Raw genomic sequence first — 12,038 nt, forward strand, 5'->3', positions numbered from 1 at the left:
GCCGCGTAGCCGGCGAGGATCAGCAGGCCGGCGCCGAGCGGGCGGCACAGGCGCCGGCCCGCCGCTGGCAGGCGTGGGTTGGCGAGCTGTTTCCAGTGGCGCTCCATGCCCAGGCAGAGGCCGAGCATGCCGGCATAGGCCAGCAGCGGGGCGGCGAGCAATGCAAGGTTCATCTCAATTGGCCTCCAGCAGGGGCTTGGCCGCGCGCCGTGGCGGGCGTTCCTGGGGCGGCTGGCCGACTTTCCAGCTGGCCCAGGCCAGCAGCGCGCCGAGTGCCACCGCACTGGCCTCCAGCCAGAAATGGCTGCCCTGGACCGTACTGCCCAGGTTCAGCAACGGCAGGCCGAGGCATAGCGCCGCCGCCAGGCCGAGCTGTTCGCGCCAGGCCCGCATCCGGGGGCGGACGATGGCATGGCCGAGGCTCGCCAGCCAGGCCAGGAAGAACACCCGCAGTTCCCAGCCACTGCGTTGCGCCAGCTCCACCGGCAACAGGCGGTTGGCCCAGAGCAGCGTCACGCAGGCTACCGCCAGGCCGGCCATCACGCAGACGTTGAGCGGCTCGGCGGTACGGTACAGCAGGGCACCGATGGCACCCTCGGCTGCGTGGCGGCGACGGCGCTTGACGGTGAACAGCACCAGCCCCGTGGCGATCATCGCGCAGCTCACCAGGCCGCAGAGGAAATACAGCCAGCGCATCGGATAACCACCGAACTGGGCGAAGTGCAGGCCGGCCATGACGCCCTGGGTCAGCTGGCTGGGGCGGCTTTGCCTCGGCATGCGCAATACCGCGCCGGTCACGCCGTCGAACTGCATGCCCAGGCCCTTGCTCAGCTCGATGCGGTTGCCGAGCAGCGGGTGCAGCTCGATGCGCGCATCGCTGCGGCCGGGATTCTGGATCGACAGGCCGGCGACCGGCCCGATGATGCGCTCGGCCTCGGCCAGCAGCGGTCCCAGTGCCGTCAGCGCCGCCGGCTCGCTGGCCGGGCGCTCGCCGCGCGCTGCGGATGCCGCCTGCCGGTCCGGCCCGACCTGCTGCTCGGCCGGTGTGCCGCGCAGTTCGCGCAAGAGGGCATCGCGATCGCCATCGAACAGTGCATCCATCGCCGCCGGCATATAGATGAGGTAGAAGATCACCAGGCCGGTATAGCTGATCATCAGGTGGAACGGCAGCAACAGCACGCCGCTGGCGTTGTGCGCGTCGAGCCAGGAACGCTGGCCCTTGGCCGGGCGGAAGGTGAAGAACTCCTTGAAGATCTTCTTGTGGATGACGATGCCGCCGATCAGCGCCACCAGCATCGCCATCGCCGCCAGGCCGACGATCCAGATGCCGATGTTGCGCGGCATCTCGAGGGTGAAGTGGAAGCGGAAGAAGAAACCGCCTCCGGCCGTTTCGCGCACCTCGAGGGGCTTGCCGCTGTGCGGATCGAGATACTGGCCGCCGCCACGTCGCTGCTCGCCGGCGGATACGCTCAGGCCCGGCGAGCGCTCGGTGGGCAGGCCGATGTTCCAGCTGCTGGCGCCGGGGTGTTCGGCCGCCAGGTAATCGAGCGCGCGCTGCGCGGCTTCGGCCTGGTCGATGGCCCGGGTCGGCAACTCCGGATGCATCCAGGCGTCGATCTCCTTGTCGAACACCGCCAGGGTGCCGGTGAGGAAGATGGCGAACAGCAGCCAGCCGAAGATCAGCCCGCTCCAGGTATGCAGCCAGGACAGCGATTGGGTGAGGGTTTTTGGCTTCATCCCAGCTTCTCCAGCAGCTGCGGCCAGAAGCCGATGGCCGCCAACGGCAGTGCGCTGAGGACGCCGATCAGCACCCGGCGCAGGGAGCGGGCCGAGAAGGCCCAGAGGATGAACAGCAGGTAGATGACGAACGAGAGCAGCGTGGCCACCACTGCCGCATCGACGCGCGCCATGGGCAACAGCCGCGCCAGGGCGGCGGTGAAACCGTAGCTGAAGGCGTACCCACCGAAAATGGCCAGCGCGGTCCGTGCCGCGATCTCCGGTGTCCGGCTTCGGTCAGGTGGGGCGAGTCGGGTCATGCCGCTTTCTCTGCAATGAATGTATGGCTCAGATAGCACGAAGCCCGATGCCGGCTGGCATCAGGCTCGTCGCGCGTCGTTCGGAAGTCCACCGCCAGGCCCGCGACCAGCGAGCTGCACGAATAGGCTCCAATTGCAAATGCGAATGATTGTACACGCGTTGCGCGTGCTTGACGCATTGCGCGGCGAATCTCGTCGCCGACATCGCAGGCCGACCGCGCCTGGTGGCCGCAGTGCCGGTAGAATCCCGGGCTACGCCCAGACAGAGACTGCGATGTTGGACCTACCCCGGGGTTTCATTCTGACCCGGCATTGGCGCGATACCCCCGACGGCACGGAAGTGAGCTTCTGGCTGGCGACCGATGCGGGTGCCCGCTGCATTCGCCTGCCCCGGCAGCTCTCGGTCGCCTTCATCCCCGAGGAACAGCGCGCCATGGCCGAGGCCCTGTTGCGCCGCGAGCGCGACGCCGAGCTGCGCCCGCTGGCGCTGCGCGACTTCCGCCACCGCCCGGTGCTGGGCCTGTATTGCCGGCAACACCGTCGCTTGCTGGACTGCACCCGGTTGCTGCGTAGCGGCGGGGTGGATGTGTACGAGGCCGATATCCGTCCGCCGGAGCGCTACCTGATGGAGCGCTTCATCACCGCCCCGGTGCGCTTCGACGGCATCCCGGGCGAAGGCGCCATGCTGGCCGACGTGCAATTGAAACCGGCGCCGGACTACCGGCCCGTGCTCAGGCTGGTTTCGCTGGACATCGAGACCAATGCCTATGGCGATCTCTATTCCATCGCCCTGGAAGGCTGCGGCGAGCGGCAGGTGTACATGCTCGGGTCGGCGAACGGGGAAGGTGCCGCGCTCGATTTCCGCCTCGATTACTGCCAGACGCGCGCCGAGTTGCTCGAGCGGTTGAACGACTGGCTGGCCCGCCACGACCCGGATGCGATCATCGGCTGGAACCTGGTGCAGTTCGATCTGCGCGTGCTGCGCGAGCATGCCCTGCGCCTGCAGGTGCCGTTGCGCCTGGGACGCGACGGCGCGGAGATGGAATGGCGCGAGCATGGCAGCCGCCGCAACCATTTCTTCGCCGCGGCGGCGGGACGGCTGATCATCGACGGCATCGAGGCGCTGCGCTCGGCGACCTGGAGCTTCCCTTCGTTCAGCCTGGAGAACGTCGCGCAGACCCTGCTCGGCGAGGGCAAGGCGATCGACAACCCCTACCAGCGCATGGCGGAGATCGACCGCATGTTCGCCGAGGACAAGCCGGCCCTGGCCCGCTACAACCTCAAGGACTGCGAACTGGTGACGCGCATCTTCGCCAGCACCGAACTGCTCACCTTCCTGTTGGAGCGGGCGACCGTCACCGGCCTGCCGGCCGACCGCAGCGGCGGTTCGGTGGCCGCGTTCGAGCACCTGTACCTGCCGTTGATGCATCGCCAGGGTTTCGTCGCGCCGAACCTGGGCGAGCGGCAGCCGGAAGCCAGCCCCGGCGGGTTCGTGATGGATTCGCAGCCCGGCCTGTACGAATCGGTGCTGGTGCTCGACTACAAGAGCCTGTACCCCTCGATCATCCGCACCTTTCTCATCGACCCGGTGGGGCTGATCGAAGGGTTGCGCCAGCCGGTGGATGGCGACGCGGTGCCGGGTTTTCGCGGGGCGCGCTTCTCGCGCACCCGGCACTGCCTGCCAGCGATCGTCGAGCGTGTCTGGCAGGGGCGCGAGGCGGCCAAGCGCGAGCACGACAAGCCGCTCGCGCAGGCGCTGAAGATCATCATGAACGCCTTCTACGGCGTGCTCGGCTCCAGCGGCTGCCGTTTCTTCGACCCGCGCCTGGCCTCGTCCATCACCCTGCGCGGCCACGAGATCATGCGCCGTACCCGGGAACTGATCGAGGCGCAGGGGCACGTGGTCATCTACGGCGATACCGACTCCACCTTCGTCTGGCTGCGCCGCGCGCATGCCGACGAGGAGGCCGCGCGCATCGGCCGCGAGCTGGTGCGCTACATCAACGACTGGTGGCGCGAACGGCTGCGGTGCGATCTTGGCCTGGACAGTGCGCTGGAGCTGCAGTTCGAGACGCATTTCCGGCGCTTCCTGATGCCCACCATCCGCGGTGCCGAGGAAGGCAGCAAGAAGCGTTACGCGGGGCTGGTCACCCTGCCGGACGGCAGCGACGGCATGGTCTTCAAGGGCCTGGAGACGGTGCGCACCGATTGGTCGCCGCTGGCCCAGCGCTTCCAGCAGGAGCTCTACCTGCGCATCTTCCACCGCCAGCCGTACCAGGATTACGTGCGCGACTACGTGCGCCGCACCCTGGCGGGCGAGCTTGACGAACTGCTGGTCTACCGCAAGCGCCTGCGCCGGCGGCTGGACGACTACCAGCGCAACGTCCCGCCGCACGTGCGCGCGGCGCGCCAGGCCGACGAGTACAACGACCGCCAGGGCCGGCCGCGGCAGTACCAGAACGGTGGCTGGATCAGCTACCTGATCACCGTCGCCGGGCCCGAGCCGCTGGAGAACCGGCGTGCGGCGATCGACTACGACCATTACGTGACGCGCCAGCTGCAGCCGGTGGCGGATGCGATCCTGCCGTTCGTGGGCGACGATTTTTCATCGTTGATCGATGGGCAGCTGGGGTTGTTCTGATGGGGCCGGCCGCTCCTGTAGGAGCCGGCAAGCCGGCTCCTACAGGAGCGGCGCTTGTGTAGGCGCGAGCTTGCTCGCGATCGGGCTTGCACGCGGCCCGGTGGAAATGCTGCGCGGCGTTCCACCTCATATGGCAATTGCCTGGCCGCCGGCCGCTCGGCTCATTTCCTGACCCAGTTGCCGTTCAACTGGATGATCTGCCCTGCCGGTGTCTTCTCGATGGCCTTCTTGCCGGCGATGGCTTCGACGTCGCCGACGCTGATGCCGTTCTGCTTGGCTACGCGATGGTATTCGGCGCGGCGCGCCTGGTTGATCTGGCTGGCGATCTCCTCGGCGTCGCCGCTGGATTTGACCACGCCGAGATAACCGTCGGGTTTCTCGCCGAGCAGGCCGCTGGCCTTGGCGGCGCCCAGGGCGGACATGGCTTCGTTGAGCGTCATGGCGGCGGCGGGCAGGCTCAGGCAGAGCGCCAGCAGCAGGCTTCCCAGTTTCAGGTAGGTTCTCATGGCTTTCCTCAGAACAGTCCGCTGTCTTCGTTGATGATCGAGTCGAGCTGCTTGTCCACCCGGATGTAGATTTCGTGCTCGATCTTCACGTTCAGGTTGATGTTGATCGGCTCGTTCGGCACGGCCAGTTCCACCCGCGGCGTGCAGGCGCCGACGAGCAGGGCCGGCAGCAGGATGATCAGCGATTGGCGCAACCGCATGGCGGTCTCTCCTTTTGTCTTGAACGGTTCTTACCGGAGACGTTCCTGTACCCGACGTTGAATGGTTTCGCTCACCCGGTCGCTCAGTTGCAAGCTGGTCAGCAGCGCCGGGATGTCCTCTTCGAGGTTGATCGAGAAGTTGATCGGACGTCCGCCCTCCAGCGCCGGGTTACGGCCGTTCAGGCGCAGGCCGAGGTTCAGCTTGCCGTTCTCATCATAGCGGACGTCACTGCTCAGCAGGTCGTAGTGAAAGTCGTGCAGCGCTTCGGCGACGATCTTCATCGCCGGGTTGGCCTGGCCCAGCGCCTCGATCTTCGGCGAGCGAAAGCGCAGCACGCCGCCGGGCGCCCGGGCTGCGAGATTACCCCGGTCCACGCTGAGCCCCTGTGCGTTGCGGCGCAGTTCGAACTGGCCGTCGATGATGCCGCTGCCGCTCAGGCCTTCGGCCGGGTAGGCAGCCAGCAGCTGCGGCAATTGCACGCCTTGCAGATGGACGTCGAGCCGCTGCTGCGTGGCGCCCAGGTCGAGGCTCGCCGCATCCAGCCAGAGCCTGCCGCCGAGGATGCCGGTCTCGGCGGTCTGCCAGCTCAGTCGGCCTTGCGCCGGCCGGTCGAGGTCGGCGTGGTACTGGCCGCGCAGCAGCAGCGGGCCGAAGGTGAAGCCGGGATTGAGCTGCGCCAGCCGCAGCTCGGTCATGTCGATTTGCAGGCGATTGCGTTGCAGGCTGGCGGCCAGGCGCGCATCGAGGCCGGCCAGTTCGCTGCGGTCGAAGATGCCGGCCAGGCCCCTGGCGTCCAGGGTGAGGCTCGCCGAGGGGGCGCCGTTGCCGCTCGGCAGGCTCAGTCGGCCGCTGCCTTGCAGGCGCCCGCTGGTGAGTTCGAGCAGCGCAGGCCAGGCCGTGAGGCTGCGGGCGAGCGGGTTGCCGGCGCGCAGGAAGGTTTCCGGCAGCCTGCCGCTGACCTCGAGCGGGCCGGCCCATGGCTTGGTGAGGTTGATGGCCAGGGCCAGGCCGGCATCGTTGTTCAAGGGGCCTACTGTGCTCAGCTGGCCGGGATCGACCTGCAACTGGCCGCTCCAGTGCCAGCCCTGGGGGTGCAGCTGCGGATGCTGCAGGCGGCCGATGCGCAGCTCGGCCGGGCCCTGCACGGCCCAGACGGCCGGCCGCGTCTGGCCCAGTTCGGCCTGCAGGCGCAGTTGCGACAGCTCGGTGCGAAGCTGGCTGGCCGAGAGTTCTGCGCTCGCCAGGCTGGCGAGGCCGATGTACGAGCCGGTTTGCAGCTGCAGCTGGACGCGCTCGGGAGCAACCTGGCCGGAGAAATTCAGGCGGGCGTCCAGATCGCGCAGGGCCAGGGGGTCCAGTTGCAGGCGGGCACTGCGCAACTGCAGGCGCGCCTGCTCGATGTCCAGCGCATAGGGCGCCGCCGTGGCCAGCTGCAGGCGTGCCCGCAATTCGCTCGTGCTGGCGCCCTGGCTGCTCAGGTGTAGTTGCAAGGGGAGGCGGCCGTTGCCCGCGTCGCCGTCGCTGGGTTCGATCTTCAGATGCAGCTGCTCGGGCCGCAGCGCTGGCGGCAGGGCGGCGAGCAGCGTCGGCTCCGGCCGCAATTGCAGGTCGGCCTGCAGTTCGGTCGGCAGCCAAAGGCTGTCCTGCCCGCGCGCGGCGAGGTCGAGCCGGCCCTGCAACTGGCCGATGCCGACGAGCGGCCAGAATGCCGGCAGCTGTGCCGACAGGCGCAGTTCGCCGGCGATGGCGCGCCAGTCGAGCTGCTGCGGCAGCTCCAGTGCCCAGCCGGCGCCCAGGCGCATCTCTTCCGGCAAGTCCGGCAGCGGGATCGGCGCGTAGCTCAGCCAGTCGCCGAGCCAGTCCAGCAGCCAGGGCGCTTCGGGCAGGCTACCCATGGCCAGGGTGCCGCTCCAGTGCCGTGCTTTGTCCGCGTGACTTAGCTGGCTGCGCGATTCCAGGCGGCGCTGGTCGTCGATCGACAGTTCCAGTTCGAGCTGGGTGGCCGGGCCGTCGTGTTCGGCGCTGGCGCGGAGGGAAAGTCGATGTTCGTTGCGCTGCAGATCCAGGCGCGCGCTCAGGGGTAGCAGCGGCTCGCCGGCATGCTGCAGCCGCAATGCACCCCGTTCGTCGCAGCGCCCCTTGGCGCAGGGCAGGCTGAGCTGCAACGCCGCGATTTCCAACTGCTTCGGCAGCAGGGTTGCCCAGCGTGTATGGCGCTGCCAGTCCGGCGGGGCCTCGGGGGCGCGCTCGGGAGTCTTTGGCGGCGAATGCCAGTCGAGGGAAAGTTGGGCGATCTGTAGTGAGCGTGCAGGCAACGGTTGTAAAAGGCTGGCGATTTCCAACTGTAGGTCGCGGGCTTCGAGCGCCAGCCGGGTTCCTTCGCGATCTTCCTGCGCATAGCGCAATCGTTGCAGCGCCAGCCCGTGGCTGGACAGCCGCAGCCCCTGCCAATCGAGTTGTACAATGCCCTGTTCGCGCTTGAAGGCTTCCCAGCGGGACCAGGCGTAGCCACCAGCCGCCATGGCCAGTACCAGCAATATCAGGAGCGCTCGCAGCAGCAGGCTCGGCCGTTTCGTCATAACCGCTACCAAGGGATGAAGGCCTACAGCATAGCCGCACATGAGCCTTGGGCGATTGCGCTCCAGGGTGGGGCGATGGCCGACCGTGACGTGGGCCGGAAGTTCCGGTTTCGCGGCCCCGAGAATCGCTGCAGCCCTTGATCCAAGCCGCTTCGAGCGCTGTGCGCCGAACTTGTGCACATTTGCGCAACGGCTCTGTCAAGGGCTTATGACAAACAGCCGCAAATCACATTGCTCTATAGATCTTTATTAAGCGATTGAAAAATAAGAACTTTTTTAGTTGGCGAAAAAACGCCAGTTTAAGCGCAGCCCCCATGTCACGTGGGATAGGGAAGTTTGTATGCTGATTGTCCACTGACTTATCCACAGCTTCTGTGGATTAATTTTCGCTGTGATCCGGATCTAATTTTTTCGGCTTTGACAAGACTTTCACTCTCGAAAAAAAGGTGTAGAGTGCGCGGCCTTATTCATTCAGCCCCACTGATGTGTATGAGAATGCGCACCCCGACCTCCGCTTCCTTGGCCGCCTCCACTTCCGCCTCGCGTCTACCGCTGCGCATGGCCTTGTGGCTGCTCGACAGTCAGCACCTGGGGCGCAATCAGGGCGTCAAGCGCATCGCCGGGCGGTTGCTCAAGCAGCCGGCGCGTGAGGGCGTGGTCGAGGCGCAGAGCCGGCTGGGGCGCCTGCTCTGCTGCGAGTGCGCCAGCCAGCGGGACCGGCGCATCGGCCTCGAACTGCTGCGCCAGGCGGCCCGTGCCGGCGATTGCCAGGCGCAGCTGGAGCTTGGCCGCCTGTATTGCCAGCCGCAGCACCACGAGCCGGCCAAGGCGCGGCTCTGGCTCGAGCAGGCCGCCGCGCAGGTTCCCAGGAGGCCGCCGGCTTCCTGCAACAGGTCAAGCGCTGAGCGTCGCACCGTCTCCGTCGCCTGACCGTCTCCCCGCCGCTCGCTATACTGCCCGGCAATCTCGCCGGAGCCTTTCATGTCCCTCGATCCTCTTTATCTGCTGGCCGGCCTGGCGATCGCCTGTACCGTGCTGGCGGCGCTGAGTCTTTACCTGCAGCGCCGCCTTGCCCGCCGCGAGGCGGAACAGGTTCTGCTCGACGAGCGGCTCAGGCAGGCCGGGCTGGCCCAGGAAGGCCTGGGCGCCCAGCTGGATGGCTGTCGTGTCGAGCTGGCGGAGCTGAATGGCATCAAGACCGCGCAGCAGGCCGAGCTTGCGGCATTGCGTCGCGAGACCGAGCTGCTGCGCGCGCAGCGTATGGAAAGCCAGGAGAGCATCGCCGACCTGCAAGCCGAACGGGATGCCCAGCAGGCCGAGCTGCGCCGCCTGAGCGCCGCCCACGCGGCGGTCGATGCCGAGCTGCGCGAGCAGCAGCACACGCATCAGCAGCGTCTGGAGGACCTGCAGGCCGCGCGCGATGAGCTGCGTGCGCAGTTCGCCGAACTTGCCGGCAAGATATTCGACGAGCGCGAGCAGCGCTTCAGCGAATCCAGCCACGAGCGCCTGGGGCAGTTGCTCGAGCCGCTGAAGGAGCGCATCCAGGCGTTCGAGAAGCGCGTCGAGGAGAGCTATCAGAACGAGGCGCGCGAGCGCTTTTCCCTGGCGCGCGAACTGGAGCGGCTGCAGCAGTTGAACCAGCGTCTCGGCGACGAGGCCACCAACCTTACGCGGGCGCTGCAGGGACAGAAGACCCAGGGCAACTGGGGCGAGCTGGTGCTCGAGCGGGTGCTGGAACATGCCGGGCTGGAGAAGGGCCGCGAGTACCATACCCAGGTCAGCCTGAAGAGTGCCGACGGCGAGCGTTTCCAGCCGGACGTGCTGATCCGCCTGCCCGGTGACAAGCAGGTGGTGGTGGATGCCAAGGTCAGCCTGACGGCCTACCAGGCGCTGACCTGCGCCGAGGACGAAGGCAGCCGCGCGCTGGCGCTCAAGCAGCACGTGCAGTCGCTGCGCAGCCATCTGAAAGGGCTGTCGCTCAAGGACTACCAGCGCCTGGAAGGGTTGCAGAGCCTGGACTTCGTGCTGCTGTTCGTGCCCATCGAGGCTGCCTTCGCGGCGGCGCTGCAGGCCGATCCCGACTTGTTCCAGGAGCCTACGGCCGGCATATCGTGATCGTCAGTCCGACCACGCTGCTGGCGACGCTGCGGGTGATCGACAGCCTCTGGCGGCAGGAGCGGCAGAGCCAGAATGCCCGCGAGATCGCCGAGAGGGCCGGTGCGCTGTATGACAAGTTCGTGGCCTTCATCCAGGATCTCGACGAGATCGGCAACCGCCTGCAGCAGCTGGATCGCGCCTATCTATCGGCGCGCAACAAGCTCAGCGACGGCCGGGGCAACCTGGTCGGGCGTGCCGAGCAGCTCAAGTCGCTGGGCGCGCGGGCGAGCAAACGCCTGCCCGGCGACTGGCTGGAGCGGGCAGGGGCGGACCTGGTGGACGAGGTGCCCCCTCGCGGCGATACAGGCCAAAGGGCCGCCCAAAGCCTGAAGCCTGAAGCCTGAAGCCTGAAGCCTGAAAAGCATCGCCCCGAGGCCGGGCCTCCCACAAGAGCAGCGATTTCCGCCGAACCCGGTGAGAGGCGCGACCTCACGGCGATGCAGGCCGAAGGGCTGCCCAAAGCCTGGAGCTTGAAAAGCATCGCCTTGGGCCAAGCCCATGAAAAGCGGCAGCGCGTAGGTTGGCTGAGCGCCAGCGAAGCCCAACGTCACGCATTCAGCGCAGCAGCAGAACCGCCAGGCCGGTGAGCAGGCCGGCAGCCATGACCGGCAGCGTGCGCAGGGCCAGTTCGCGGCCGCCGATCATGGCGATCAGCATGCCCTTGACCAGGCTGTTGCTGAATGCGGCGAGGAAAATACCGCGCACGGCCACCTCGTGGCTCAGTTCACCCTGGGCATTGTTGGCCAGCGACAGGGTGATCGCATCCACGTCGGTCAGCCCCGAGAGCAGCGAAACCAGATAGATGCCGACATCGCCGAGCCAGCGCCGCGCGCCTTCCACCAGCAGCAGGATGATCACCAGCAGCGCGGCGAAGCGCAGTGCCGGGCCCAGCTCGAAGGGGTTCTTCAGTGGTGGCTCCGCCGGATCTTCGGGCTTGCGCGCGGCACGCAGGTAGTACAGGAGCGCGCCGGCGGCGTAGACGGCGCCCGCGCACGCGAGGGGGACGACGAGGCCGGGAAGCAGCGCCGGATTGACCAGCCCGACCTCCAGCAGTATCCGCGGGAACATCAACGCCGAAGTGGCCAGCAGGCCCGCCGCCAACGCCGGGCGCAGTGCCGCCGAGTTCAGGCGGGCGAGGGTCATGGTCATCGCGGTGGAGGAGACGGTGCCGCCGAGCAGGGCGGTGACCATCAGGCCATGGCGGGTACCGAGGATGCGGATCGCCACATAGGCGGCGAAGCCGATGCCGGCGATCAGTACGACCATCATCCAGGTGGTATAGGGATTGAGCGCTTGCCAGGGGCCATAGCCCTGGTCCGGCAGCGCCGGCAGCAGGACCACCGAGATGAACAGCATCTTCAGCGCGCCACCCAGTTCGGCTTCGCTGAGCCGCTGCAGGGCCTGGTGCAGACGCGCTTTCAGGCTCAGCAGTAACGCCACCACGATGGCGCAGGCTGCGGCCAACTGCCGGCTCTCGGCGACGGCCAGGCTGCCGAGGAGGAAGGTCAGCAGCAATGCGACCTCGGTGGTCATGCCGTGGTCGCCGCTGCTGCGGGCATCGATCACGTAACCGGCGGTCACCAGCAAGGCCAGCATGGCGAACATCGTGGCCCAGGCGAGGACGCCGAGATGGGCGACACTGAGGGTCGCGAGACCGCCGAACAGGCCGACCAGGCCAAAGGTGCGGATACCGGCTACCAGTTCCTGGCCGACGCTGTCGCGACCGCTCCAGCTGCGCTCGGTGCCGATCAGCAGGCCGACGCCGAGTGCCGTGGCGAGGTTGAGGAGGAATTCCAGGGTCATTGGCCACCATGCTGGAGGGTGCAGTTGGCCATCAGTGTAACTGTCTCTCGGAGCGTGGGTTTGCTTGGGCGCAAGCTATTCGTGCTTGGATCTTCGTGGGGGGATACCGGACTGG

At 67.4% G+C, this 12,038-nt stretch carries 8 protein-coding genes and 2 pseudogenes; 3 read left to right on the top strand and 7 right to left on the bottom strand.

Annotated elements, in window-relative coordinates; translation table 11 throughout:
* The 3 genes from BAY1663_RS24190 to BAY1663_RS20510 form a co-directional block, all read right to left on the bottom strand.
* On the bottom strand, positions 1-173 hold a 173-nt coding region (locus BAY1663_RS24190), incomplete at its 3' end, for a DUF3325 family protein (protein WP_128576417.1).
* A 1-nt stretch (position 174) separates the two neighbouring features.
* Complete coding sequence (locus BAY1663_RS20505) at positions 175-1,737, bottom strand: PepSY domain-containing protein (RefSeq protein ID WP_037044459.1); 1,563 nt, start codon at positions 1,735-1,737, stop codon at positions 175-177.
* The gene (locus BAY1663_RS20510; RefSeq protein WP_051497194.1) at positions 1,734-2,036 is read right to left on the bottom strand and encodes a hypothetical protein; all 303 of its coding nucleotides are present in this window, start codon (positions 2,034-2,036) and stop codon (positions 1,734-1,736) included. The genes BAY1663_RS20505 and BAY1663_RS20510 overlap by 4 nt, the downstream gene beginning before the upstream one ends.
* Positions 2,037-2,313: 277 nt before the next feature.
* Between BAY1663_RS20510 and BAY1663_RS20515 the strand changes: the two genes are divergently transcribed.
* A complete protein-coding gene (locus tag BAY1663_RS20515) occupies positions 2,314-4,677 on the top strand; it encodes a DNA polymerase II (protein WP_164838482.1) in 2,364 nt (787 codons plus the stop codon).
* Positions 4,678-4,838: 161 nt separating this feature from the next.
* Here the strand turns inward: BAY1663_RS20515 and BAY1663_RS20520 are convergent, their stop codons facing one another.
* From BAY1663_RS20520 to BAY1663_RS20530, 3 genes are read right to left on the bottom strand one after another with little or no spacing between them, the layout of a single operon-like run.
* Positions 4,839-5,183, bottom strand: a complete 345-nt coding sequence (locus BAY1663_RS20520; protein ID WP_037044464.1) for a YdbL family protein — start codon at positions 5,181-5,183, stop codon at positions 4,839-4,841.
* Positions 5,184-5,191: 8 nt separating this feature from the next.
* Complete coding sequence (locus BAY1663_RS20525; protein WP_037044466.1) at positions 5,192-5,383, bottom strand: YnbE family lipoprotein; 192 nt, start codon at positions 5,381-5,383, stop codon at positions 5,192-5,194.
* Between the two features lie 30 nt (positions 5,384-5,413).
* On the bottom strand, positions 5,414-7,963 hold the full coding sequence (locus BAY1663_RS20530; RefSeq protein WP_037044469.1) for a YdbH domain-containing protein: 2,550 nt from the start codon (positions 7,961-7,963) through the stop codon (positions 5,414-5,416).
* A gap of 558 nt (positions 7,964-8,521) precedes the next feature.
* Here BAY1663_RS20530 and BAY1663_RS20535 point away from each other — a divergent pair.
* A pseudogene (locus BAY1663_RS20535) lies at positions 8,522-8,868 on the top strand (sel1 repeat family protein).
* A 355-nt stretch (positions 8,869-9,223) separates the two neighbouring features.
* A pseudogene (gene rmuC / locus BAY1663_RS20540) lies at positions 9,224-10,464 on the top strand (DNA recombination protein RmuC).
* Between the two features lie 211 nt (positions 10,465-10,675).
* Here rmuC and BAY1663_RS20545 read toward each other — a convergent pair.
* Positions 10,676-11,923 (bottom strand): MgtC/SapB family protein, encoded by a 1,248-nt coding sequence (locus tag BAY1663_RS20545; protein ID WP_037044471.1) that lies wholly within the window; start codon positions 11,921-11,923, stop codon positions 10,676-10,678.
* Between the last annotated feature and the right edge of the window lie 115 nt (positions 11,924-12,038).

This window comes from Pseudomonas sp. BAY1663, assembly GCF_000582595.1.
Taxonomy (GTDB): domain Bacteria; phylum Pseudomonadota; class Gammaproteobacteria; order Pseudomonadales; family Pseudomonadaceae; genus Stutzerimonas; species Stutzerimonas stutzeri_AF.